The sequence below is a fragment of the Ensifer sp. ENS09 genome, assembly GCF_014852425.1.
In the GTDB taxonomy this organism is placed as follows: Bacteria; Pseudomonadota; Alphaproteobacteria; order Rhizobiales; family Rhizobiaceae; genus Ensifer.
Map to the genome: position 1 here is coordinate 337,237 of NZ_JACVBP010000002.1, position 25,551 is coordinate 362,787.

General features: G+C 62.8%; 22 protein-coding genes. 14 read left to right on the forward strand and 8 right to left on the reverse strand.

Features of this window, described 5'->3' with window-relative positions; genetic code table 11:
- Nucleotides 1–33: 33 nt before the first annotated feature.
- From IB267_RS09785 to IB267_RS09795, 3 genes are all read left to right on the forward strand, one after another.
- On the forward strand, nt 34–210 hold the full coding sequence (locus IB267_RS09785; protein WP_162251053.1) for a hypothetical protein: 177 nt from the start codon (nt 34–36) through the stop codon (nt 208–210).
- 145 nt (nt 211–355) lie between these two features.
- Nucleotides 356–676 (forward strand): YnfA family protein, encoded by a 321-nt coding sequence (locus IB267_RS09790; RefSeq protein ID WP_043611185.1) that lies wholly within the window; start codon nt 356–358, stop codon nt 674–676.
- An 83-nt stretch (nt 677–759) separates the two neighbouring features.
- Nucleotides 760–2,262, forward strand: coding sequence for an AMP nucleosidase (locus IB267_RS09795; RefSeq protein ID WP_192447432.1), 1,503 nt, complete (start codon nt 760–762; stop codon nt 2,260–2,262).
- 43 nt (nt 2,263–2,305) lie between these two features.
- Here the strand turns inward: IB267_RS09795 and IB267_RS09800 are convergent, their stop codons facing one another.
- Nucleotides 2,306–3,259, reverse strand: a complete 954-nt coding sequence (locus tag IB267_RS09800; RefSeq protein WP_192447433.1) for a lysylphosphatidylglycerol synthase domain-containing protein — start codon at nt 3,257–3,259, stop codon at nt 2,306–2,308.
- Between the two features lie 132 nt (nt 3,260–3,391).
- On the opposite strand from IB267_RS09800, the gene IB267_RS09805 reads away from it, so the two are divergent.
- Both IB267_RS09805 and IB267_RS09810 read left to right on the forward strand, forming a co-directional pair.
- Nucleotides 3,392–4,369, forward strand: a complete 978-nt coding sequence (locus IB267_RS09805) for a glycosyltransferase family 2 protein (protein WP_192447434.1) — start codon at nt 3,392–3,394, stop codon at nt 4,367–4,369.
- On the forward strand, nt 4,362–5,891 hold the full coding sequence (locus IB267_RS09810) for a glycosyltransferase family 39 protein (protein ID WP_192447435.1): 1,530 nt from the start codon (nt 4,362–4,364) through the stop codon (nt 5,889–5,891). The genes IB267_RS09805 and IB267_RS09810 overlap by 8 nt, the downstream gene beginning before the upstream one ends.
- On the opposite strand, the gene IB267_RS09815 is transcribed toward IB267_RS09810, so the two are convergent.
- Entirely contained in the window at nt 5,828–6,751 is a 924-nt protein-coding gene (locus IB267_RS09815; protein ID WP_043611182.1) for a diacylglycerol kinase family protein, read from the reverse strand. The two genes, IB267_RS09810 and IB267_RS09815, sit on opposite strands and share 64 nt — an antisense overlap.
- A 168-nt stretch (nt 6,752–6,919) precedes the next feature.
- Complete coding sequence (locus tag IB267_RS09820) at nt 6,920–7,393, reverse strand: Lrp/AsnC family transcriptional regulator (protein ID WP_113189672.1); 474 nt, start codon at nt 7,391–7,393, stop codon at nt 6,920–6,922.
- Nucleotides 7,394–7,545: 152 nt separating this feature from the next.
- Here IB267_RS09820 and IB267_RS09825 point away from each other — a divergent pair, with 152 nt between their 5' ends.
- Nucleotides 7,546–8,454 (forward strand): DMT family transporter, encoded by a 909-nt coding sequence (locus IB267_RS09825; RefSeq protein WP_192447436.1) that lies wholly within the window; start codon nt 7,546–7,548, stop codon nt 8,452–8,454.
- Between the two features lie 82 nt (nt 8,455–8,536).
- On the opposite strand, the gene IB267_RS09830 is transcribed toward IB267_RS09825, so the two are convergent.
- The 3 genes from IB267_RS09830 to IB267_RS09840 form a co-directional block, all read right to left on the reverse strand.
- Nucleotides 8,537–9,424: a proline/glycine betaine ABC transporter permease gene (locus tag IB267_RS09830; RefSeq protein ID WP_043611179.1), complete on the reverse strand. Its 888-nt coding sequence runs from the start codon at nt 9,422–9,424 to the stop codon at nt 8,537–8,539.
- Between the two features lie 112 nt (nt 9,425–9,536).
- Nucleotides 9,537–10,535: an ABC transporter substrate-binding protein gene (locus IB267_RS09835; RefSeq protein WP_192447437.1), complete on the reverse strand. Its 999-nt coding sequence runs from the start codon at nt 10,533–10,535 to the stop codon at nt 9,537–9,539.
- Nucleotides 10,536–10,766: 231 nt separating this feature from the next.
- On the reverse strand, nt 10,767–11,339 hold the full coding sequence (locus IB267_RS09840; protein WP_192447438.1) for an ABATE domain-containing protein: 573 nt from the start codon (nt 11,337–11,339) through the stop codon (nt 10,767–10,769).
- A gap of 91 nt (nt 11,340–11,430) precedes the next feature.
- Here IB267_RS09840 and IB267_RS09845 point away from each other — a divergent pair, with 91 nt between their 5' ends.
- Nucleotides 11,431–12,336 (forward strand): alpha/beta fold hydrolase, encoded by a 906-nt coding sequence (locus tag IB267_RS09845; RefSeq protein ID WP_192447439.1) that lies wholly within the window; start codon nt 11,431–11,433, stop codon nt 12,334–12,336.
- A gap of 81 nt (nt 12,337–12,417) precedes the next feature.
- On the opposite strand, the gene IB267_RS09850 is transcribed toward IB267_RS09845, so the two are convergent.
- Complete coding sequence (locus IB267_RS09850) at nt 12,418–14,079, reverse strand: electron transfer flavoprotein-ubiquinone oxidoreductase (RefSeq protein ID WP_192447440.1); 1,662 nt, start codon at nt 14,077–14,079, stop codon at nt 12,418–12,420.
- 456 nt (nt 14,080–14,535) lie between these two features.
- Between IB267_RS09850 and IB267_RS09855 the strand changes: the two genes are divergently transcribed.
- The 5 genes from IB267_RS09855 (at nt 14,536) to IB267_RS09875 (ending at nt 18,891) form a co-directional block, all read left to right on the forward strand.
- Nucleotides 14,536–15,834 (forward strand): Hsp70 family protein, encoded by a 1,299-nt coding sequence (locus IB267_RS09855; protein ID WP_192447441.1) that lies wholly within the window; start codon nt 14,536–14,538, stop codon nt 15,832–15,834.
- A gap of 97 nt (nt 15,835–15,931) precedes the next feature.
- On the forward strand, nt 15,932–16,816 hold the full coding sequence (locus tag IB267_RS09860; protein ID WP_192447442.1) for a uracil-DNA glycosylase family protein: 885 nt from the start codon (nt 15,932–15,934) through the stop codon (nt 16,814–16,816).
- Between the two features lie 179 nt (nt 16,817–16,995).
- On the forward strand, nt 16,996–17,172 hold the full coding sequence (locus tag IB267_RS09865; protein ID WP_089043882.1) for a hypothetical protein: 177 nt from the start codon (nt 16,996–16,998) through the stop codon (nt 17,170–17,172).
- Nucleotides 17,173–17,245: 73 nt separating this feature from the next.
- A complete protein-coding gene (locus IB267_RS09870; RefSeq protein ID WP_192447443.1) occupies nt 17,246–17,401 on the forward strand; it encodes a hypothetical protein in 156 nt (51 codons plus the stop codon).
- Between the two features lie 197 nt (nt 17,402–17,598).
- Nucleotides 17,599–18,891, forward strand: coding sequence for an MFS transporter (locus IB267_RS09875; RefSeq protein WP_192447444.1), 1,293 nt, complete (start codon nt 17,599–17,601; stop codon nt 18,889–18,891).
- Between the two features lie 8 nt (nt 18,892–18,899).
- On the opposite strand, the gene IB267_RS09880 is transcribed toward IB267_RS09875, so the two are convergent.
- Nucleotides 18,900–19,838 carry a DMT family transporter gene (locus tag IB267_RS09880; RefSeq protein WP_043625738.1) on the reverse strand — a complete coding sequence of 313 codons (939 nt, stop codon included), beginning with the start codon at nt 19,836–19,838 and terminating at the stop codon, nt 18,900–18,902.
- 429 nt (nt 19,839–20,267) lie between these two features.
- Between IB267_RS09880 and pepN the strand changes: the two genes are divergently transcribed.
- Both pepN and IB267_RS09890 read left to right on the forward strand, forming a co-directional pair.
- Nucleotides 20,268–22,916, forward strand: a complete 2,649-nt coding sequence (gene pepN / locus IB267_RS09885) for an aminopeptidase N (RefSeq protein ID WP_192447445.1) — start codon at nt 20,268–20,270, stop codon at nt 22,914–22,916.
- Between the two features lie 286 nt (nt 22,917–23,202).
- On the forward strand, nt 23,203–25,530 hold the full coding sequence (locus tag IB267_RS09890; protein ID WP_192447446.1) for a PAS domain-containing sensor histidine kinase: 2,328 nt from the start codon (nt 23,203–23,205) through the stop codon (nt 25,528–25,530).
- The last annotated feature ends 21 nt before the right edge of the window (nt 25,531–25,551 follow it).

Below are 25,551 nucleotides of genomic sequence, written 5' to 3' on the forward strand. Positions count from 1 at the left end.
CCGATCACTTCGTGGTCTGATGGAGAGACGAACATGCTGGCAGCACTTTCGACTTCGGCCTTCCTGTCGCTGCGCGTCCTGGCGCTCGCAAGCCTGCTGATGGCGCCGGTCGGGGCGCTCGCCTATTCCAAGGCCAGCGGTACCGGCATCGGCAAGCAGGGCGCGGGCCTTGTCCTCTTCGTCACCCTGCAGCGCCAGGCCATGACCTGACGGATCGCTATGGATCGGAATCATGAGCTGTAAAGGGCGCGCATCGCGCCCTTTTGTTTTGGCCGGCTTGCGCATCCGCGCGCCGCTTACCTATCCTTGGGTCTCCAGAGAATTCGTCACCGACAAGGCCACCAGACCCGAACCGATGCCCGCCTATCTCATCTACGCCCTCGCCGCCCTTGCCGAAATCGCCGGCTGCTTTGCCTTCTGGGCCTGGCTGAAGCTCGACAAGTCTGCCCTCTGGCTCGCTCCCGGCATGGTGTCGCTGGCGCTCTTTGCCTGGTTGCTCACATTGATCGACAGCGAGGCCGCGGGCCGCGCCTATGCGGCCTATGGCGGCGTCTACATCGCCGCATCGCTGCTCTGGCTCTGGCTGGCGGAAGGCGTCAGGCCGGACCGCTGGGATCTCACAGGCATGGCGGTCGCGCTGATCGGCAGTGCGATCATCCTCGCCGGACCGCGTTGAGCGACGAACCCCAAGTCGCCTCGCGGTTGTGGGTGCTGCCATCTTGTCGTTTGCTTGTCAGAAGCCGCAGCCTATAATGCGACATGAACAAGCGAATCTCTGCACACTCCGTCCTTTCCACAGCAACGCCCGAGCCTTTCGAGCCGCAGTATTTCGATGATCCTGCGGCCGCCGTCGATTGCCTCGAGGCGCTCTACGAACGCAATACCCGGTTCCTCTGCGACGCGTTCGAGGAGCTGGGCAAGGGCGGCAAGCCGCTGACCCGTTATCGCGCCTGCTACCCGCAGGTCAGCATCGAGACAAGCAGCTTCGGCCATGTCGATTCCCGTCTTTCCTATGGTTATGTAAGCGCCCCCGGCGTCTACACGACGACGATCACCCGGCCAAAACTCTTCCGGCACTATCTGAAAGAGCAACTCGGGCTGCTGACCCGCAATCACGGCCTCGGCGTCACTGTTTCGGAATCGGCCACTCCGATCCCGCTGCATTTCGCCTTCGGCGAAAGCGCCTATGTCGAGGCATCCGCCGCCAACGCCATCGACATCCCCTTGCGCGACCTGTTCGATGCACCCGACCTGACGACCACGGACGACGAAATCGCCAACGGCTCCTACGAGCCGGGTCCGGGCGAACCGTCCCCACTCGCGCCGTTCACCGCGCAGCGTATCGACTATTCGCTGGCGCGGCTCAGCCACTACACGGCAACGAGCGCCAATCACTTCCAGAACTTCGTGCTTTTCACCAACTACCAGTTCTACGTCGACGAGTTCTGCGCCTGGGCCCGGCAGCAGATGGCGGAAGGCGGCAACGGCTATACCGCCTTCGTCGAGCCCGGCAACATCGTGACACCTGCCGGTGCCATCAAGCCGGAGACGGACTTCACCCTCCCCCGGCTGCCGCAAATGCCGGCCTATCATCTGAAGAAGAAGGGCCACGGCGGCATCACGTTGGTCAATATCGGCGTCGGTCCGTCCAACGCCAAGACGATCACCGACCATATCGCCGTGCTGCGCCCGCACGTCTGGCTGATGCTCGGTCACTGCGCCGGCTTGCGCAACAGCCAGCGTCTCGGCGACTACGTGCTTGCCCATGCCTATATGCGTGAGGATCACGTGCTCGACGACGACCTGCCGGTCTGGATCCCGCTGCCGGCGCTTGCCGAAGTGCAAGTGGCGCTGCAGGACGCCGTGGCGGAAGTGACCGGTTATCGCGACTACGATCTCAAGCAGATCATGCGCACGGGAACCGTCGCCACCATCGACAACCGCAACTGGGAGCTTCGAGACCAGCGCGGCCCGGTCAAGCGGCTGTCGCAGGCGCGCGCCATTGCGCTCGACATGGAATCGGCAACGATCGCCGCCAACGGCTTCCGCTTCCGCGTGCCCTATGGAACGCTGCTGTGCGTCTCCGACAAGCCGCTGCACGGCGAATTGAAGCTGCCGGGCATGGCGACGGCCTTCTACAAGACGCAGGTCAGCCAGCATTTGAAGATCGGCATCCTGGCGCTGCAGAAGCTCGCGGCGATGCCACCGGAAAAGCTGCATTCCCGCAAGCTCAGAAGTTTCTACGAAACCTCGTTCCAGTAGGGGCCGGAACGTCGCCAGGACATTGCCCCCACGGCATGGCGCTCTAGCGACGTTTTCCCAGAACCATCGACAACAGCGTGCCCGCGACCGCGGACACGATGATCAGAAGATGCGCGTTGACGCCGGCGGTCGCCAGCAGTTCAAGGCCCGCGCGACCGGCGGGGGCGCCGAAGGAAACGGCGCCGGCCGCAATCGCCGCCGGATAGGTGCCGACGCCGGCCGGCGCGTGCATCGGCAGCACTGACGAAAGCTCGCCTCCGAGCGCGCCGCCAAAACTGGCCGCAAGCGGCGCAACCCCCATGAACGCCAGCACCCAGGCGAGCACGATCACCTTCACCGCCCAGTTGAGGATGGTCATGCCCCAGGCGCGCAGGAATGCAGCCACGGTGCCCGGCAGGCCCGCCTCCAATTCCTCGACGACCGGCTCGAGCTTTGCCGGCAGGAGCCGGCGTGCCAGCGCGATCGCATGGTCCTTCAAGAGAAAAAAGAGAAACGGCGAGACGAGCGCTGCAAACCAGACGAGCCAGAGCGCGACCGATCCTCTGCCGAAGACCAAGCCGATGACGGCCACGACGAGGAGCGCATGCAGGTCGAGCAGGCGCATGACCAGAAGGGCGGCCGTGCCCCTGGCGAGCGGGACGGAAAACTCCGAACGCATCAGCAGCGGAAAGCTGGTCTCACCGGCCCGGAAAGGCAGCATGATGTTCAGGAGATTGTGAACCTGGGTGACGCGAAAGAGTGGCAGGAAACGCCCCGAGGTTTCGTTCGGGAAGTAATCGTAGATGCGATAGCAGCGGATGAAGTAGGTCGCGATGAGCAGCAAGAGGGCCGCAGACGCGGCACCAAGGCCGATTTCGGACCACTGGCGCAAGAGCGCCGGCCAGCCCCAGAACCATTCGACGAAGGCCGCGTAGGCCGCAATGGCGCCCGCCGACAGCAATGTCATCCGGTTGCGGACGAGCCAGGATCGCCGGTCAGGCTCGCAATCCGATGTCATCAGGCCTCGATTTCCCGTGTTGAAGGGCAAGATTGAACGTTGGTTATCACCGATATCTGTGCAAGAAAATGTTTATGTAAGCACAGTCCAATTCTTGCGGCAGCGCGAGCGCCGTATGTATGAGCGGTTCCCATGCATTCCATAGAGCTATCCGTCGTCATTCCCGTATTCAACGAAGAAGACAGCATTCAGCCGCTGATTACGCGGGTCCGCGATGCACTGACGAATTTTCCGTCCCCTTGGGAACTGATCCTCGTCGACGACGGCAGCACCGATCGAACGCTCGTGAATGCAAGAAAGGCGCTTTCCGATCCCGGCATCGACCTCAAGATCGTTGAGCTGCAGAAGAACTTCGGACAGACGGCAGCCATGCAGGCCGGCATCGACGCTGCCGCCGGCCGCCTGATCGCCACGCTCGACGGCGACCTGCAGAACGATCCGGCCGATATTCCCGAGATGGTCACTGCGATCGAGGAGCGTCAGCTCGACCTGCTCGTCGGTTGGCGAAAGAACCGACAGGATGGTCTGTTCCTTCGGAAAATCCCGTCCTGGTGCGCCAACCGCCTGATCGGCAAGATCACCGGCGTCCGGCTTCACGACTATGGCTGCAGTCTGAAGGTCTATCGCGCGTCGATCATCAAGCAGGTGAAGCTGATGGGCGAAATGCACCGCTTTATCCCCGCCTGGGTCGCAGGCGTCGTGCCGAGCAGCCGCATCGGCGAAATGCCCGTTACCCACCACGCGCGGCAGCATGGCCAGTCCAAATACGGGATCTCCAGAACCTTCCGGGTGATTCTCGATCTCCTATCGGTGCTGTTCTTCATGCGCTACAAGGCGCGTCCGGGACACTTCTTCGGTTCGATCGGGCTTGCGGCGGGTGCGCTCAGCGGGCTGATTCTGCTCTATCTCGGCTTCGACAAGTTCGTGCTCGGCAACGATATCGGAACCCGGCCGATGCTGATCGTCGGGGTGATGTTGTTCCTCTCGTCCGTACAGCTCATCACCACAGGCATTCTCGCGGAAATGATGGCGCGCACCTATTTCAGCGACGACGGCACGACGAGCTATATCGTCCGGCAGGTCTTCGTGCGGGACCAGACAGATGCTTGAGGCCGTCAACCGCCGGCCAAACCTGGTCCTTGCGCTGATTGCGGGCTACTTCCTGCTGTGCATCGCACTGAGGCTCTCCGCCTCGACGTCGCTCGAGATCGACGAATCCGAGCAGGCCTATGTCTCGCAGTTCCTGATGCTCGGCTACGGTTCGCAACCGCCTTTCTACAACTGGCTGCAATACGGGCTGACCTCGCTGTTTGGCCCGTCGGTGGCCACGATGACCGTGCTCAAGAATGGTCTGCTGTTCCTCTGTTGTCTCTTCTTCGGCCTCGCATCCCGTGAGGTCCTCGGCGACCGGCGCCTGGCAGCCATTGCGACAATGGGCGTCCTCGCGCTCCCGCCGATCTTCCTGCTTGCCCAGCGTGACCTCTCCCACACGGTCGCCGCGCTATTTGCCGTTTCGCTGTTCCTCTACGCATTCCTGCGGACGATGAACCGACCGACCCTGTTTGCCTATGCACTGACAGGCGTCGCCGTCGGGATCGGCGTCATTTCAAAGTACAATTTCGTGATCGTTCCAGTCGTCGCGATCGTCGCGATCCTGCCCGAGCCGAAACTTCGCGCCCGGCTGTTCGACTGGCGCATCCTTGTCGCAATCGCGGTCTGCGCGCTGATTGCCCTGCCGCATGGCTATTGGGTCCTGCAAAATATCGGCGCCGCGTCGAGCAACACCTTCAAGGAAATGGGAACGGGGCAGGAAGCCGGTTTCGTGTCGAAGGCGTTCAAGGCGATCGTCGCGCTCGTTGCCTCGACGCTTCGCGGCTCAGGCATCATCCTCGTCGTCTTCGCCCTCGTGTTTCGCAAGGACTTGCCGGCGATCTGGCGCGCCGACAACCTCTGGGCCCGGGTCGTCGGGCGCATGCTGGTGCTCTGTCTCGGCGCCGTTCTCGTCATCATGCTGGTTGCCGGCGCCACCCATATGCGGGAAAAGTGGCTGGTCCTCTTCCTCGCCCTGCTGCCGCTCTATCTGGCTCTCAAGGTCGAGGCGTCCGGCGTCGATACCATGCGCAGCGTCCGGCCCGTCGCCCTCCTTATCGGCTTCGTCATCGTGACGACGCTGGTCGTGGTGTCGACCCGCGCCTTCGTCCGGCCCTGGCTCGGCAAGGTTTCGAGATTGAGCATCCCCTACAGCACCCTCGTCGACACCGTTGTTCAACAGCATGGACGCGAACCGACGATGGTACTGGCCACCAACAAGCAGGTGGCCGGCAACCTGCGAACACGTCTGCACGGCGCCAAGGTTTACGTGCCCGGCAACAACAGCAGCCCGGCGATCGATCAGCTGGCCGGGCCGCTTCTTGTCGTCTGGACCAATGGCGGCAAGGCCGATGCAGCGCCACCGGCGCCACTCGTCGATGTCCTCAAATCCTTCGGCGTGCCGGAAACGCACTTGCAGCCGCAGCAACTCGCGTTGCCCTATCTGCACGGCAAGCTCGAGGATCGCTACAGTTTCGGCTACTTCTGGATCGACGATCCGTCGCGATCCGCGCCGACGAGCAGCTTGAGTTCGCCGGGGTGAATGCGAAGCGCGACGTCTCGGCCCATGGGCAGAAGCTCACCGTCGATGACGCAGTTGATCTTGCGCTCGACCTTCGGGAAATGCAGATCGAGCGCGTGGCCGTTCATGGCCGTGATCAGCGGGCTGTCGCGAAATTTTCCACGCATCACATCAAGCGCGAGCTTGGCGACACCCGGCGGGCTCAGGGGCGGCGCCGTGTAAAAGCCGAGATGACCGGCAGTCACGTCGTCCGCATACATCAGGGTATCGCGACCGAACGGATTGTTGGAGACCGAGACCGCAGACACGTGGCGGCTCTCCTTGTGGCCGTCGACATCAAACTCGATCTCGAAATCCGGGGGATTGAGAATCACCCCGACCGCGGCGCGGGTGCTGGCCGCGATCTTTCCCGCCCTTGAGCGAAAGCTGTAGGATTCGCGGTAGCGCACCATGCGCGCATGCAGCCCCATGGAGAACTGGTGCACGAAGGCGCGGCCATCGGCGCTGCCGATGTCACCGTCGATGATCACGCCATTTGCCAGCACTTCCGGCACTTTCCAGATATCGAGCGGCAGTTTCAGCGTGCGGGCAAAGAGGTTCATCGTTCCGGCGGGAACGACGCCGAGCGGCATGCGGTTCTTCCAGGCGACGCCGGCGGCGGCCGAGATCGTGCCGTCGCCTCCACCGGCAAGAATGGCATCGAGGTCGTCTCGGCGGCAGGTCCGCTCCAACGCCTCTTGCATTTCGCTTCCGGAAACCGCCGCAATCTCGATCTGGTGACCCGCAGCCTGGAAGACTTCCTCGACCTTCTGGCCATAGGCGGCCATGTCCGTCGTGCGGAATGTCCCGCCGTCGCGATTGAAGATTGCCTTGATTTTCATGAACGGCTCGTCGGCTCCATTGCCGCGGCAATGCGGCTCACCGCGATCAGATAAGCGCGATTGCGGCCAATTCCAGAACCTTACCGAAACTTAACGGGAGCGCCGGACCCTTCAAGCGCTCCATCACGACCGTTACAACAGAAGCGAAGTGTCACGGCAGCGCAGCGATCAGCGCGGCTCCGGCAGCTTCAGCGGCCCGCCTGTCTTGATCGAGCGGATCGCGAAATTGGACCGGATGTCGGTGACGCCGGGCAAGGCCAGCAACGTCTCGGTCAAGAGCTTCTCGTAGGCGGGCAGATCCTCGACGACGACCTCGGCGAGGAAATCGGCATTGCCGGAGATCAGAAAGCAGGACACCACCTCGGGGATGGCGAGCAGCGCCTCCTGTTGCTGCTGTGCGCTCTCGCGGCTATGGCGCCCGACCTTGATTTCGACGAAGACCGTCAACCCGAGACCGGCTTCCTTGCGATCGATGTCCGCCCTGTAGCCGCGCAGAATGCCGGATTTTTCCAGGTTGCGAATGCGTCGCAGGCAGGGCGACGGCGAAAGATTGACCTTCTCGGCAATCTCGACGTTCGTTGCGCGCGCGTCCTCCTGAAGGATTCTAAGGATGGCGAGATCGAATTTATCGAGGCTTGGCATTTTTACAAACTTCAGATGTCATTATTGGCACATTGTTGCTGACAGTAGTCTATTTCGGGCACAAATCGCAAGGACATGCCCCGCTGTCAGGGCGTAATCTTCCTTCCAGACCCCAAAGCCTCTCAGGTATCCAATTCGGGAAGGAAATTCAAATGGTTGCGCTCGCTCTCGATCGCGGCAATACGACGCCTGTCGCCACCGGCTATGCCGGTGCGTTCATAACCGTCCTCATCTGGGCGGGCTGGATACTGGCGACCCGCCATTCCGCCGGCACCGCGTTTGGCACGATCGATCTCGGCCTGATCCGCTACGGCGTGCCGGCGCTGCTGCTTGCCCCGGTCTGGCTGAAGACCGGGCTGCTGCCGCGCAACCTGCCGGTCCTGTTGCTGGTTCTCATGGTCGCCGGCTCGGGCGCCCTGTTCTTCCAGGTCTCCGCCTTTGCGATCCATTCCGTTCCAGCCTCCTCGGTTGGCGTTCTGCTCGGCGGTTCGATGCCGCTTGCGACCGCCCTCATCGGCATCACGGTCTTCGGCGAGCGGCCGGACCGGATGCGCGTGCTCGGCTTTGCTGCGATCCTTGCCGGCGTCGCCATCCTCCTGACGCGCAGCCTCGGTAGCGCGGCATCGACCGGCTGGAGCGGATACGCGCTGCTGCCGACGGCTGCCACCCTCTGGGCGATCTATACCCATGCCTTCCGCCGCTCCGGCCTCAGCCCGCTGCGGGGAAGCGCCCTGATCGCCATCTGGTCGTTCCTGATCCATCTGGGACTCGCCGCCTGGTTCGGAACCACCCTCGCCAGCGTTCCGCTCCAGGAGATCGCCCTGCAAGTCACCAGCCAGGGCATCCTGTCCGGCCTCGTCGCCATGGTAGCCTACGGCTTTGCCGTGAAGAGCCTCGGCGGCACGCAGGCTGCCGCCTTCACGGCGCTGACACCGGTCCTGGCGATGATCGGCGGCGCCATCCTGCTCGGCGAACAGATCGGCCCCTTCGAGATCCTCGCCGCCGTCGTCACCGCAACCGGCGTCGCACTTTCGACCGGCATTCTCTCCGCCCGCAGCTGAGAGCCTGGAAGTTTCCCGAAATGACAAAGGCCCCGGCGCTCTTCGCGTCCGGGGCCTTCCTTTTTCTTCCGATCGACAAGGCTCAGCCGTGGATGATTTCGCGATGCTTCTGCAGCCGATGGCCATAGGCCTGGCTGACGCGGTCAAAGATGATGGCAATGCCGACGATCGCCATCCCGTTGAAGATGCCGAGGGTGAAGTACTGGTTGGCAATCGCCTTCAGCACTGGCTGGCCGAGGCCTTGAACGCCGATCATCGAGGCGATGACCACCATGGCCAGCGCCATCATGATCGTCTGGTTGATGCCGGCCATGATCGTCGGCAAGGCGAGCGGCATCTGCACGTTCTTGAGCTTCTGCCACCCCGACGAACCGAAGGCATCTGCCGCCTCCAGCACGTCCTTGTCGACGAGGCGAATGCCAAGGTTCGTCAGGCGAATCATCGGCGGGATCGCGTAAATGACGACGGCGATCAGCCCCGGCACCTTACCGATGCCGAGCAGCATCACGACGGGGATCAGATAGACGAAACTCGGCATCGTCTGCATGACGTCGAGGATCGGGTTGACGATGTTCTGGAACCGGTCCGAACGGGACATGACGATACCGATCGGAATGCCGATGGCGATCGACAGCACGGTGCAGACGAAGATCATCGAGACCGTCTTCATCGTGTCGTCCCACATATCGAAGTAGCCGATCAAAAGCAGCGTGCCGATGCAGCCGGCGACGATCTTCCAGTTGCGGCTTGCCACCCAGGCGATGAAAGCGATCAAGATCAGAATGATCGGCCAGGGCGTCTTCGTCATGAAGCGCTCCGACTGGATGAGAAAGAACTGCAAGGGCTCGAAGAAGCCTTCGATCGCGTCGCCATAGGCGCGCGTGAAGCCGCGAAATCCCTCGTCGATCGCCTTTTTCAAGGCTCTCAGGCTCTCGTCATCCATGTGTGGAAACTGGGTCAACCAGTCCATTCCATTTCCCCTTCAGATTTCGCCGGCCGCGATTGTTGTTTTGCCTTTGCCGGACCTCGAACGAAGAGGCGGCGCATATGACTGCGCCGCCCGCTGGCTATGACCGTCGCGATCAGAGCGCGGCCTTCACCTTTTCGGCAACCTCCGGCGAAACCCACGGGGTCCAGATATCCGGGTTTTCCTGCAGGAAGTGCTTGGCGCCCTCCTCGCCGCTCGCCTGGTTGTCGGTCATCCAGGCCATCAGCTTGTTGACCGTATCGTTGGTCCAGGCGCGCTTGTTGAGATAGTCCATCGCCGGGCCAGCACGATCGGCGAAGCCCTTGGTCACGAGCGTCTGAACCTTGTCCTTCGGCCAGTCGTTCTTCTTCGGATCCGGGCAGTCGGCGACCGTGTTGCAGCGCTTCCATTCGGCCGGATCGGCGGCCACGCCATGTTCGAGCTTCACCATCTCGTACTTGCCGAGAAGAGCCGTCGGCGCCCAGTAGTAGCCGACCCAGCCCTGCTTGCGCTCATAGGCCTTGGCGATCGAGCCATCGAGGCCTGCGGCCGAACCGGTATCGACCAGCGTGAAGCCAGCCGCTTCGCCGCCATAGGCCTTGTAGAGCTGCGTCGTCACGACCGTGCCGCCCCAGCCCTGCGGGCCGTTGAAGACGGCGCCCTTGCTTGCGTCTTCCGGATCCGGGAACAGCTCCTTGTGCTTCAGGGCATCATCGATCGTCTTGATGTCGGGATTGGCGTCGACGATGTATTTCGGCACCCACCAGCCCTGTACGGCGCCATCGGAGAGCGCGATCGCCGCGCCGACGAGCTTGCCTTCCTCAAGGCCGCGATTGACGACGTCGGGAAGCAGGTCGACCCAGCCTTCCGGTGCGACATCCGGCTGTCCCTTTTCGATCATCGAGGTGATCGTCGGCACGGTGTCGCCAACCACCAGTTCGGCATTGCAGCCGTAGCCTTCCGTCAGGATGATCTTGTCGACACTCGCCAGCACCTCGGCGCTCTGCCAGTTCATGTTGGCGATCGTCACGTCGCCGCATTCGGCGGCCGAAGCTGCGCCGGCGAGGCCGAGGAGGCCTGCGGCCAGGCAAGTCGTTGCAAGAAGCTTCTTCATTTCCGTTCCCTTGTTTTGGCGGTGCATCCCGTCGCACTGCCGATCTCACCGCGGGGATCGACAGCGTCACAGGGCTCGGTCCAACTCAAGACAACAGGGACCGAACGGCCTGCAGATCCGTCGGCGTCAAGCCGATGACACCATGAAAGCTAACGGGCTTTTCCGGCAAGGACTTTCCCATTTGCGTCAACGGGTGCCTTTCCTAATATTTGCGCATCGTCGAAGTGCGCGTCAGGACGTTTTGCTGCGCTGGTAATAGCGCGACACGCGCACCCGGTTTCCGCAACGCGCCGCCGAGCACCAGCGCCGCCTCGCATTGCTGCCGACGAACAGCATGACGCAATCCTCGGCCTCGCATTTGCGGATCAGCCTGGCGTCCGCGCCGGCGAGAAGCGCCGCGGCGTCCTCGGCGAAGAAGCCGGCCAGTTGTACCATGGGCTCCGCCGTTCTTTCACTGACGAGCCGCGGCGGATCGGTCCAATCGAGACGGCGGACGACCGGTGCTGACCGCATCGCCGCGTTAAGGCCGTCGATGTCCGCTGCCGGAACAGGTTGCCCGTCCATCACATGCGCGATCGCCGACGCCACATGCGAACGGACGGCAAGGACTGGCGCGAGATCGTCGGTGCCGGTCGCACCGATGCCGGCAAGCGCGAGATCAGGCAGACGGCCCCTCTCCAACGCCAGCCAATGCGTCAGCCCGCCATCGGCCGCGAGGAGATCGGTACGGCCGCTCGCACTCCAGGGGCGGGTGTTGACGAGATCGAGAGAAAGGGGCTCCCCGACAAACGGAACCAGATCCATGCGGCCCTCACATAATGCATGATTTCGATATTGACACATTAGATTTTCCAGCGCAATTCTAATGCATAAAAGTCAAAACTAGGAGTGTTAAATGAACAGGCATAGCATTCCATCGATCCACCACCGGTTCATCGAAGCCGGAGGCGTCCGCATCTTCTACCGCGAGAGCATACCGGCCGGAGTGCTGGCCGACGCCCCGACGGTCCTGCTGCTGCACGGTTTCCCCTCATCTTCCCACCAGTACCGTCGGCTAATGGACGCGCTTGGCAGCGACTACCGGCTGATTGCACCTGATTATCCGGGCTTCGGGCATAGCGACGCGCCGACCTCGACGAACGAAGGCGGCAGTTTTGCCTATAGTTTCGACAGGCTGGCGGACGTCATGGAGGCGTTCGTCGATGCGCTCGCGCTGAAGCGCTTCGTCCTCTACACCTTCGATTTCGGCGCACCCGTCGGGTTTCGGCTTGCAAGCCGGCACCCCGAGCGCATCGCCGGGCTGATCGTCCAGAACGGCAATGCCTATCTGGAGGGGCTTTCGGACATTGCCCGCGACTTCATTGCGCTCACGCCCGAAGACGAAGGCGCTGAAGAGCAGGTGCGGCAGCTTTTGACCTTGGAAATGACCCGCGCGCAATATGTCGGCGGGACGAAGGACCCGGACCTGATCGCACCGGATGGCTGGACCATGGATCAGCACTTCCTCGATCAACCGGACCGCCGCCAGCCGCAAATCGACCTGGCCTTCGACTACAAGAGCAACCTTGCCCGTTACGGCGAATGGCAGGAGTGGCTGCGCCGCGAACAACCACCGACCCTGATCACCTGGGGACGCAACGATCCCTTCTTCACGGAAAAGGGCGCCCGCGCCTTCCCCACCGACCTTCCCGAGGCCGAGCTCCACCTGTTCGACACCGGCCACTTCGCCCTGGAAGAAAAGCTGCCGGAGATCGCGCCGCTGATTGCCGATTTCGTCGATCGTGCCTGGGTAAAGGCGTGAAACGACAAAGGCGCCGTGACCAATGGCCGCCGGCGCCTTTGTGAACCTCAATGGCCCGCAGGTCTTAAGTCCCTCCCGAACTCACATGTTCGGATAGACCGGGCCTTCGCCGCCTTGGGGCGGCACCCAGTTGATGTTCTGGTTCGGGTCCTTGATGTCGCAGGTCTTGCAGTGCACGCAGTTCTGCGCGTTGATGACGAAGACGTCTTTTCCGTCCTTCTCTACCCACTCGTAGACACCGGCCGGACAGTAGCGCGTCGACGGGCCGGCATAGACGTCATGCTCGGAGCGCTTCTGCAGATCCATGTCCTTCACCTTGAGATGGACCGGCTGGTCCTCCTCATGGTTGGTGTTCGACAGGAACACCGAGGAGAGCCGGTCGAAGGTCAGAACCCCGTCCGGCTTCGGATAGTCGATCTTCTGGTGCTGGGCTGCCGGCTCGAGCGACTGCGCATCGGTTCGCCCATGCTTCAGCGTGCCGAAGAAGGAGAAGCCGAACAGCTGGTTGGTCCACATGTCGAGACCACCGAGCCCAACGCCGATCGCCGTGCCGAACTTCGACCATAGCGGCTTGACGTTCCTGACCCGCTTCAGGTCCTGGCCGATGGCGCTGTCGCGCCAGCCGCGTTCGATCTCGATCGGCTCGTCATTGGCCCGACCCGCTTCGATTGCGGCCGCCAGCTTTTCCGCTGCGAGAATGCCCGAGAGCACCGCATTGTGGCTGCCCTTGATGCGCGGCACGTTGACGAGACCGGCCGAACAGCCGATCAGCGCGCCGCCGGGGAAGGACAGCTTCGGCACCGACTGATAGCCGCCCTCGGTGATCGCACGCGCGCCATAGGAGAGACGCTTGCCGCCCTCGAACGTGCCGCGGATCGCCGGATGCGTCTTGAAGCGCTGGAACTCCTCGAACGGGAAGAGATAGGGGTTCTTGTAGTTGAGGTGCACGACGAAGCCGACGGCGACCATGTTGTCTTCGAGGTGGTAGAGGAACGAGCCGCCACCGGTCTTCATGCCGAGCGGCCAGCCGAAGGAGTGCTGCACCAGGCCCGGACGATGGTTTTCCGGCTTCACCTGCCAGAGTTCTTTGAGGCCGATGCCGAACTTCTGGACGTCGCTATCCCTGGAGAGATCGAACTTGGCGATCAGCTGCTTGGCGAGAGAGCCGCGCACGCCCTCGCCGATCAGCGTGTACTTGCCGAGCAGCGCCATGCCGCGGGCGAAGTTCGGTCCCGGCTCGCCGTTGCGCTCGATGCCCATGTCGCCGGTGGCGACACCGATGACGGCACCCTCATCGTTGTAGAGCACTTCGGTTGCGGCAAAGCCCGGATAGATCTCGACGCCGAGTTCTTCCGCCTTTGTCGCCAGCCAGCGACAGACGTTTCCGAGCGAGACGATGTAGTTGCCGTGATTGTTCATCAGCGGCGGCATCAAAAAGTTCGGCAGGCGGATCGAGCCGGCCGGGCCCAAGAACAGGAAGTGGTCGTCCTTCACTTCGGTCTTGAACGGATGGTCGGCGTCCTTACGCCAGTCGGGCAGCAGCCTATCGATGCCGATCGGATCGACGACCGCACCCGACAGAATATGCGCGCCGACCTCGGCGCCCTTTTCGAGCACGACGACCGAAAGCTCCGGATTGACCTGCTTCAGCCGGATCGCCGCTGCAAGACCCGCCGGTCCCGCACCCACGATCACAACGTCGAACTCCATGCTCTCGCGTTCGGGCAGGTCTTGTTCGGTCATACCGTCTCTCCAGTCTCACCGGTCTTCTGCCGGCTCAGTTCCCAGGGCATATCATTCCGTCATGGCAAATGCAGTTTGGCTTGTCGAGCCGGGATGCGACAGACGATGCCCGCTTTTGCGCATGAGGTCATGAGTATAGGGCAAATATCTATATGACGTGTACGTAAACGTAAATATATCAATTTGTCGCGCAGCGAAGCTACTACTCATGCGGCCTTGCTTTTGCCGAAGAGCCGTGCGACGAGGCCGCCGCACCCTTCCAGCGGTACGCGCTGGCACACCCCATTCGCAATCGGCACGCGGCAAGGCGCCTCTCGGCGTCCGGACGGCGTGTCTTTCGGCTTTGCAGCCGGCCGCCCAACGATCCCTGAGAGCGGCCCACGGAATTCATGTTGCGTCGCGCGCCTGCCGGCTGGCTCCGGGCGGCGAAGCGACGCCAGACGCAAGGAGACACTCATGGTCAAGGCACTCGGCTTTGATTTCGGCACCACCAATTCCGTTCTGGCGGTTGCCGCGGGCGACACGACCCATTCGATGCACTTCGACAGCCTCGCCGGCTCCACCGACGCCATGCGTACTGCCCTCTCCTTCATGAAGGATGCCAAGCTTGGCGCCCAGGCGCTGAAGGTCGAGGCGGGTCAGGCCGCCATCCGCGCCTTCATCGACAATCCCGGCGACTGTCGCTTCCTGCAGTCGATCAAGACCTTTGCCGCAAGCCCGCTCTTCCAGGGCACCCAGGTCTTTGCCAAGCGCCACAGCTTCGAAGACCTGATGCGCGTGTTCCTGACCAAGCTGCGCGACTATGCCGGCGACGGCTGGGCGGACCAATACAGCCGCATCGTCGTCGGGCGTCCGGTGCACTTTGCCGGCTCCAGCCCCGACCCGGCGCTGGCGCTCGAGCGCTACGGTGCGGCCCTCTCCGAATTCGGCTTCCCGGAAGTGCACTACGTCTACGAGCCGGTGGCAGCGGCCTTTTACTTCGCCCAGAACCTGAAGCAGGATGCGACCGTGCTCGTCGCCGACTTCGGCGGCGGCACGACCGACTATTCGCTGATCCGCTTCGAGACCAAGGCCGGACGCCTGACGGCAACCCCGATCGGCCATTCGGGCGTCGGCATCGCCGGCGACCACTTCGACTTCCGCATCATCGACAACGTCGTCTCGCCGCTGATAGGAAAGGGGAGTCTGTTCAAGAGCTTCGACAAGCTGCTTGAAGTGCCGTCGAACTACTACGCGAATTTCGGCCGCTGGAATCAGCTTTCGATCTTCAAGACACTGAAAGATTTCACGGATCTGAAGAAGCTGGTGCGCCAGAGCCTGGAGCCGGAAAAGCTGGAGGCCTTCGTCGACCTGATCGAGCATGACGAAGGTTACCCGCTCTACAACGCGATCTCGGCAACCAAGATGCAGCTGTCGAAGCAGGACGAGACCGAGTTCTATTTCGCGCCGCTCGGCGAGATGTCGCGCCGCACCGTTCGCCGCAGCGATTTCGAAGGCTGGATCGCACCGGAGCTCGCCCGCATCGAAGGCGCGCTCGACGACGTGCTGCAGTCGACCGCAACGGCACCCGAGACGATCGACAAGGTGTTCTTGACCGGCGGCACCTCCTTCGTTCCAGCCGTACGCGCCATCTTCGAGCGGCGCTTCGATGCCGACCGGATCGAAAGCGGCGGCGAACTGCTGTCGATCGCCCACGGCCTGGCGCTGATCGGCGAGCACGAGGACATCGCCCACTGGACCGCGAACGCAGCCTGAGGCGACGCGCGGGCCCGATGTGCATGACCTTGGATAGGAGGGCCGAGCGCCGGAAAAGCGGTTCCGGTCCGGCCGCTTATGGGCTAGGTTGGCGGCCATGATTTCCGCCCACGACCTCTCTCCGGCGCAGCTTGCCGCCCTCCTCGCCTTCCACGGCGATGCGGGCGTCGAATGGCTGCTGGAAGAGGAGCCGGTCGACCGTTTCGCCGAATTCGAGGCGATGAAGGCAGCGCGCGGCAGTGCCCGCGCGACGGCAACCAGCAACCGGGCGGAGGCACCCGCCTCGCAACCGGCTGCGCGCCAGACACCGGCGGCCGCTGCCCCCACGCCTTCCCGCGCATCGGCCCCCGTCGCGAACGCCCCTGCGGTTGCCATTCCCGATGCGCAGGCGATCGAAGAGGCGCGCTTTGCCGCCGAATCGGCCCGGTCGCTCGGCGAGCTCCGCGTTGCGATGGAAGGTTTTGCCGGCTGCAATCTCAGGAACAGCGCCCGCAATCTGGTCTTTGCCGAGGGTGATGCGGCAAGCGGCATCATGATCGTCGGCCCGATGCCCTATGCCGACGACGATCGCGACGGCCAGCCCTTTGCCGGCCGCCTCGGCGAGATGCTGACCCGGATGATCGCCGGCATCGGCCTTACGCGCGAAGGCGTGCTGCTCAGCAACGTCGTGCCCTGGCGCCCGCCGGGCAACCGCGTACCGACGGCGCGCGAGGCTGACATCTGCCGCCCCTTCATCGAACGCCAGATCGCACTGGCAGAGCCCAAGCATCTGCTGCTGCTCGGCAATTTCACCGCCCGTTTCTTCTTCGGCGGCAACGACACGATCCACCAGCTTCGCGGCGAATGGCGCGAGCTTGCGATCGGCGGCATCAACGTGCCGACCCTTGCCACCCTGCATCCGCAAGACCTGGTGACCGCGCCGATCAACAAGCGCTTCGTCTGGCAGGACCTGCTTGCCTTCAAGGCCCGCATTCACGGCTGATCCCGAGGAAAGCGCCCTGCCCGGATGGTGCTCTCGCCCGCCTGCCCGTTTCATGAACAAAGTATGAAGAAAGCCATGCGGCCTGCGCATATCAGCGGCGCATTTTGACGCATTGCAAAATGGTATGTTGCAGCGCAATATATTGACACGGGAGGAATGGAATTTAAGGAAATTGAACCATGACTGCCCGCTTTCGTCCGATCCACAGCAGCTTTGAGACGCTCCGCCACACCGGCGCTGCTTACCGGACGCCGTTCAACCGCTTTGGCACGGCAGCCAACGAGCAGATGACCGCGATCGGCCTCGCCCGGACCACCCGTCCGGCGCAGATTTTCGCCGACTTCATCCAGCGCTGATCCCCACGCGATACGCGGCCTTGCGTATCGCGTGACACGTCGTTTGACCCGGCACGAAGAAAGGAACGAACCCATGACCAAGCCAATCGCCAGCCTCAAGGTCCTGCTCGATTCGATCTACGACATCGGTACGGCCGTGCGCGCCTCGCGCGAATACACCGTTCTCAGCACCAAGCAGGATGCACGCCGCGCCCATCGCATGGCCGTAAGCCCGCTGCTGCCGAACTGATCGCTGCCCGAAGACCAACACACCGCCTTTTTGCCATCGCCTGTCGCAATCGACAGGGCGTAGAAAACTGGATAGAGCCACACTCGTCCCGACTAAGGAGTGTCAGGCTCATCCGGTCCCGCCAGACCGTTCCTCGCTCCATCTGCGTTTGCTTGTCATCGGACAAATGACGAAGCGCCACGTTTCCAGGAGCGCCGATGCTGGCCAGCCTCGCTTCCGTCTTCAGCCTGATGGTGTCGACCCTGCTCATGATGGTCGGCTTCGGCCTGCAGAGCTATGTTATCCCCGTGCGCTCCGTCGCGGAGAACTGGTCGACGCTGACGGTCTCGGTGATTGCCACCGGCTATACGGTCGGCTTCACGATCTCCTGCGTCGTCACGCCGAAATTCGTACTGCGTGTTGGCCATGTGCGCGTCTTTACCGCGCTGATCACCCTGCTCTCCATCGCGATCCTGCTCTGCGGCCTCATTGTCGACTGGCGCGCCTGGATCGTGTTCCGCGCCATTGCCGGCTTTGCCATCTCCGGCAGCTATCTCGTCATCGAGAGTTGGCTCAACGAGCGCGTCACCAATGAAAACCGCGGCCTGCTCTTTTCGCTCTACCTGATCACGACGATGGTCGGCACGATCGGCGGACAATACATGGTGCCGCTCGGCGATCCGACCAACACGTCACTGTTCATGCTCTGCAGCGTGCTCTTCTCGCTGGCGTTGCTGCCGACGGCGCTCTCCTCATCCCCCATGCCGGCGCCGCCGGCGCAGGCGAAGTTCGATATCCCCGCCCTCTTTCGCCGCTCGCCGGTTGCCGTCGTCGGCGGTTTCCTCGCCGGCGCGCTGTCGGGGGCCTGGCTGAACCTCGGCGGCGTCTTCACCCAGAAGATCGGGCTATCGACGGCGGAAGGCGCCACACTGCTCGCCTCGCTTCTGACGGGTAGCGCCCTCTCGCAGATCCCGATCGGGCGTCTTTCCGACAAGATCGACCGGCGCATCGTCATGGTCGGCTGCGGCATCGTCGGCGTCATCTCGTGCCTGGTGATGTCGGCGTCGATTGGCAGCCAGCCCGCCGTTCTCTACATCATCGCCGCCTTCGTCGGATCGGTGCTCTTCCCGATCTACGCGCTGAACGTCGCGCATGCCAACGACCTTGCCAAGCCCAACGAATATGTCGAGACGTCCTCAGGCTTGATGATCACCTACGGGCTCGGCACGATTTCCGGCCCGCTCATGGTCGGTCCGGTCATGGACCGTTTCGGCCCGGCGGCGCTGTTTCTCGTCCTTGCCGTCTACTTCGCGCTCTATGGCGGCTATGCCGCCTGGCGCATTCTGCGGCGCGAGCAGCACAAGGGGCTCGTCGTCAAGACCGACTTCCAGGCGACGAGCGTCATGCCGACACCCGGCCCCGATGTGACGAGCCCCGTTGCCCTGCAGGCGGCACAGGAACCGCTGATCGACGACGACACGGTCCCGGCCTGGGAAAACCCGCGGCCATAGGCCGTGGCTCAGCCCTGCGGCGTCACATGCTTGCGGGCGCCCCGGCGCTCGAGGCCGAGCCGGTGCTCGCGAAAGATGATGAAGATGCCGGCGCCGACGACGATGGCTGTGCCGACAAGCATGGTGGCCGTCGGTATATCGTCGAACAGGAAGTATCCGATGATCAGGCCGAGCACGATCGAGGTGTATTCGAACGGTGCGATCGTCGACATGTCGGCATGGCGATAGCTCTCGGTCAGAAGGATCTGGGCGACACCGCCGCAGAAACCGGCAAACATCAAGAGCAGGAAGGCTTCGCGCGAAATCGACGGCCAGCCGAAAGGCAAGGTCGCGAGAGAGAAGACCGAAGCCGACAGCGAAAAATAGAGCACGATCGTGTGGGTACGCTCATTCTTGACGAGCTTTCGCACCAGCACCATCGCAACGGCGCCGAGCGCCGCCGAGACCAGCACAGCGGCCGCCCCCATGGCCTCGAACGAACCGAAGCCCCCCTCTTCGAACAGCGTCAGCCGCGGCCAGGTGATGATCATCACCCCGACCAGCCCGATGACGACCGCCGACCATCGATAAAGCCGGACGGATTCGCCGAGAAAGATTGCGGCGAAGGCGACCGCGATCAGCGGCATGGCATAGCCGATGGCGATGGCTTCAGGCAGCGGCAGGTGCACAAGACCGTAGAAGCCGAAGCTCATTGCGAGAATGCCGATGAAGCCGCGAGCGATATGGCCGGTGATGTCCTTGGTCTTGAAAGCGTCGCGCAACTGTCCGCGAAGAGCGAGATAGCCGAGGATCGGCACCATGGCGAAGGCCGAGCGGTAGAAGGTGATCTGGCCGGTGGCGATCTCGTTTCCGGCCGCCTTGATCAGCGTCGACATGCAAACGAAAATGACGACGGAAAGGACCTTGAGCAGGATCCCCTTCATCGGGCTTTCGACTTCCGCATTCATTGAGGGCACTTTTCGAACAGCCTTGACCGGCAATCAGCAGGCACGCGGGCTGGTTTGGAGATTTTTCAGCGGAGAGAACCGCTGCAGGACCCCATCACCTTAGCGACGCTTCGCAGGAAAGTCGGATCAAACTTCGTGATGAATGACGTTTTTTCTTGATCGATTAACCTTCGACAGTAGGGCGGCCGGCTTTTCTTTAGCCGCCCCGAAAAAAACCTTTCCAATTCATGTCTTGTTAGTCCCACTTCGGTACACATCGGTCCGATAAGGGAGCGGGAAGATTAACGGACGCCATGTCTTTTCTGCCGGAAGTGCGGTCGCCGGCATCACAATCGTGTGGCACAGCCCAGCTTTTCGCCCCTTGGCCTTTTCACCATCACAGGCGCCCTCTACAAATTCTCCAGTAGAACGGTGCAAGCGGGACTGACCATGCGGACAAATACTGGCCAGATCATTCATCTGGAAGACTACCGGCCGACCGACTTCGTTCTGGAGAGAGTGGATCTGACCTTCGAGCTAGACCCGAAGGAGACCAAGGTCGAGGCCCGGCTGATCTTCCATCGCCGCGAAGGTGTCGACAGTGCCGCGCCGCTCGTGCTCGATGGCGACGAGTTGACCATGACCGGCCTGCTGCTCGACCAGGAAGAGCTTGCGACGTCGCTCTACGATGTCGCCGACGATACGCTGACGATCCGCGGCCTGCCCGAAACCGCCCCGTTCGAAATCACCATCACCACCCTGCTTTCTCCCGAGACCAATACGCAGTTGATGGGGCTTTACCGCACCAACGGCGTCTACAGCACCCAGTGCGAAGCCGAAGGCTTCCGCCGCATCACCTATTTCCCCGATCGTCCGGATGTGCTCGCCGTCTACACGGTCAACATCATCGCCGACAAGGCGTCCTCTCCCCTCCTGCTTTCGAACGGCAACTATCTCGGCGGCGCCGACATGGGCGACGGCCGTCACTTCGCCGCCTGGTTCGATCCGCATCCGAAGCCGAGCTATCTCTTTGCGCTGGTCGCCGGCGATCTCGGCGTGGTCGAGGATACCATCACGACCATGTCCGGCCGCGACGTTGCGCTGAAGATCTATGTCGAACACGGCAAGGAGCCCCGCGCCTCCTATGCCATGGATGCGCTCAAGCGCTCGATGAAGTGGGACGAAGAGGCCTTCGGTCGCGAATACGACCTCGACATCTTCATGATCGTCGCCGTCTCCGACTTCAACATGGGCGCCATGGAGAACAAGGGCCTCAACGTCTTCAACGACAAATACGTGCTTGCGGACCCGGAAACGGCGACCGATGCGGACTACGCCAATATCGAGGCGATCATCGCGCACGAATATTTCCACAACTGGACCGGCAACCGCATCACCTGCCGCGACTGGTTCCAGCTCTGCCTGAAGGAAGGCCTGACGGTCTATCGTGACCACGAATTCTCCGCCGACATGCGCTCGCGCGCAGTCAAGCGCATTGCCGAAGTGCGTCATCTGAAGTCGGAGCAGTTCCCCGAGGATGCCGGTCCCCTTGCCCACCCGGTGCGTCCGACGAAATACCGCGAAATCAACAACTTCTACACGACGACCGTCTATGAAAAAGGATCGGAAGTCACCCGCATGATCGCGACCATTCTCGGCCGCGATCTGTTCAAGAAAGGCATGGATCTCTATTTCGACCGGCACGACGGCCAGGCGGTGACGATCGAGGATTTCGTCGCCTGCTTCGAGGCGGCAAGCGGTCGAGATCTGCGCCAGTTCGCACTCTGGTATCATCAGGCCGGAACGCCGCTGGTCACCGCTTCGGGCGTCTATGACGCCGCCAAGCAGACCTTTACCCTTTCGCTCGAACAGACCGTGCCGCCGACGCCCGGACAGAGCGCCAAGGAAGCGATGCACATTCCGCTGAAGATGGGTCTGCTGCTCGAAAACGGCAGCGAAGCGGCCCGTACCGCCGTTTCCGGCGCCGACATGACCGACGATGTCCTGCATCTGACGGAGCGCAAGCAGACGGTCGTCTTCTCGGGCATCCCCTCGCGCCCGGTTCCGTCGTTCAACCGCAGCTTCTCCGCGCCGATCAACCTGCATATCGAGCAGAGCGCCGACGACCTCGCGCTGATCGCACACCACGAAAGCGACCTCTTCGCCCGCTGGCAGGCGCTCAACGCCATCGCGCTTGGCAATCTCGTCGAGGCGACGGCGAATGTCCGCGCCGGCAAGCCGGTCACCGCGGACAAGGCGCTAATCGACGGCCTGATCCGGGCCGCCGCCGACGACAGCCTCGAGCCGGCCTTCCGTTCGCAGGCGCTGGCACTGCCGAGCGAATCCGATATCGCCCGCGAGATCGGCACCAACAACGATCCGGACGCAATCCACGCGGCCCGCCAGCAGATCCTGACGGCCGTTGCCGTCGCCGGGCGCGACACCTTCCTCAAGCTCGCCGACGAGCTCGTCTCCGGCGGCGAGTTCAGCCCGGATGCGGCAAGCGCCGGCAGGCGGGCACTGCGCAACAGCGCGCTCACCTACCTCGTTCAGGCCGACGACGGCCCTGAGCGTGCGGCGAAGGCCTTTGCGGCGGCCAACAACATGACCGATTTCAGCCATGCGCTGGCGTTGCTCGCGCACCGCTTCCCGGATTCGGCCGAAGCGGCAGAGGCGCTTGCAACATTCCGCACGCGTTTCGCCGACAACGCGCTCGTCATCGACAAGTGGTTCGCCGTGCAGGCGACGATCCCGGGCGCTGGAACGCTCGATCGCATCAAGGCGCTGATGAACGAGCCGCTGTTCAACGGCAACAATCCGAACCGCGTCCGCTCGCTGGTGGGCACCTACGCCTTTGCCAACCCCACCGGCTTCAACCGCGCCGACGGCGAAGGCTACCGCTTCCTCGCGCGCCAGATTCTCGACATCGACCCGCGCAATCCGCAGCTTGCGGCCCGCATCCTGACCTCCATGCGCTCCTGGCGTTCGCTGGAGGACAAGCGTGCCGGGCATGCCCGCAAGGCGCTGAAGGAGATCGCCAGCGCATCGAAACTTTCGGCCGATGTCGGCGACATCGTCGAGCGCATGCTCAAGGCCTGAGCATCGCCAAAGCCTGATTTTCCTGGGGCCGGGCCGCTACTGCATGTCTCCTTAAATCGACCTCGATTTAAGGGAAAAGACATGCAGCAAATCAAAGTGTTACAGCGGCCTTTGCGCGTCTGACTAAGACGCGCGGCGCTGTAGCGCGACCCGGCTTATTATTTTCCAACGATAAGAAATGGTTAACAAATCTTTACCAGCGCCTCTGGACAAGGCGAATCGCCCTGTGATTCATTGAGTCAGATTCGGGCGAGCGGCGCGCCGAATCATCAGAGGGTTTAGAGCATTGGGAAAGATGGCGGACGCGCGACCAGCGAGCGCAGCCGACGGGCGGTTGCGACTCAAGCTTCCAGGCGTCACCGGCCTGGAGCAGGAGTTTATCTCGCAGGCGAAGATCTTTGCCGGGCCGGCTTCGCGCCGCCTGGCAAACGCGGAGCCCGTTCTCAAGCGCTCCATCCCGATCCTGATCATTGCGTTCCTGATTATCGTGGCGGTTTCGCGCATGTCCAGCATCATGGACGAGCACGCCCGCATGGAGGAAAGCTCGCGCCAGACCGTCGGCCTTGCGGCGGCGATCGCCGTTGCCGCCTTCCAGACGGACGGCGTCGCGCTGTTCGATGAGGGCCGGCGTGCCGAGGCGGAGCAACGCTTCAGCCAGTTTCTGCCGACCGGCATGCTCGACCCCGGCACGTTCATCCTCGCGGTTCGCAAGGACGGGCGGATCTTTGCAAGCACGGAAGGCGGTGGCCCGCTCATCGGCCGCACGCTCGCCGCGGCCGCGCCCGACATCGCGACGCTGCAATATTTCGGCGAGCATTCGAGCATCATGAAAACGGCGATCGCCGGCGCCGACCACATCGTGGCGCTGGCGCAGCTGCCCGATGCGGCTGGCGTCGTGCTGGCCGCAACGCCGGTCACCCAGCTCGAGACGACCTGGCGAGACGAGGTTTCGCTGAACGTCACGCTGTTTGCCGGCATCTCGGCCATCCTCTTGATGGTGCTCTACGCCTATTACATCCAGGCAAAACGCGCCCGCGATGCCGATTCCGTCTTTGCCGAATCGAACCTGCGGGTCGAGACGGCGCTCTCGCGCGGCCGCTGCGGCCTCTGGGATTTCGATCTCGCCAACCGGCGGCTGTTCTGGTCGCGCTCGATGTACGAAATGCTCGGCATGCCCGGCGAAAGCAGCGTGCTCTCCTTCGGCGACGCCGCACGTTTGATGCACCCTGACGATCACGGCATCTACAGCGTCGCCCGCACGATCGCCCGCGGCGACGCGCGCCAGATCGACCAGGTGTTCCGCATGCGCCATGCGGATGGTCACTATGTGTGGCTGCGCGCCCGCGCCGAGATTATCCGCACCGCCTCTGGCCGGGCGCATCTGATCGGCATCGCCATGGACGTGACCGAACAGCACCGGCTTGCCCAGCGCTACGCCGAGGCCGACCAGCGGCTTGCCGACGCCATCGAATGTACCTCCGAAGCCTTCGTGCTCTGGGACAAGCACGACCGCCTTGTGATGTGCAACACCCACTTCCAGGAGGCCTACAAGCTTCCCGATCATGTGCTGGTTCCCGGCACCGAACGCATTGCCGTCCATACGGCGGCAGCGCGGCCAGTGGTCGAGCGGCGGATCGCCGACCCGGATCACAGCAACCAGTCGCAGACGAGCGAAGTCCAGCTTGCGGACGAGCGCTGGCTGCAGATCAACGAGCGGCGCACGCGCGACGGCGGCCTTGTTTCCGTCGGCACCGACATCACGCTCCTGAAGCGCCACCAGGTGCGCCTGCGCGAATCCGAACGGCGGCTGATGGCCACCATCGGCGACCTCTCGGCCTCGCGCATGACGCTGGAGCGGCAGAAGACAGAGCTTTCGATCGCCAATTCCAACTACCAGGTCGAAAAGGACCGCGCGGAAGCGGCCAACCGCGCCAAGTCCGAGTTCCTCGCGAACATGTCGCATGAGCTGCGCACGCCGCTCAACGCCATCCTCGGCTTCTCGGAGATCCTGCAGAACCAGATGTTCGGGCCGCTCGGCTCGGAGAAGTACAACGAGTATTCGCGCGACATCCATGAGAGCGGCAAGCATCTCTTGAACGTCATCAACGACATCCTCGACATGTCGAAGATCGAGGCCGGGCACATGCGCATCAGCCGCGAGACGATCGATCTCGCGCCCCTCATCGAGGAAACGCTGCGCTTTACGACGATACCGGCCGAGCAGAAGAACATTCACGTGGTGCAGCAGATCTCGTCGGGCCTGACCATGGTCGCCGATCGGCGGGCCATGAAGCAGGTGCTGCTCAACCTCCTGTCCAATGCGGTCAAGTTCACCAATGAGGGCGGGCGGATTTCGCTTCGGGCACGCAAGGTGACGGGCGCGGTGACACTCACCATCGCCGATTCCGGCATCGGCATTCCGCGCGACGCGCTTCAGAAGATCGGCCAGCCCTTCGAACAGGTGCAGAGCCAGTACGCCAAGAGCAAGGGCGGATCCGGCCTGGGGCTCGCGATCTCGCGTTCGCTCACCCGCCTACACGGCGGCAGCATGAGAATACACTCGACCGAGAATGTCGGGACCATCATTTCGGTCAGGATCCCGGACCGCACCTGAGGTAGGTCTCAATCAGCGCGC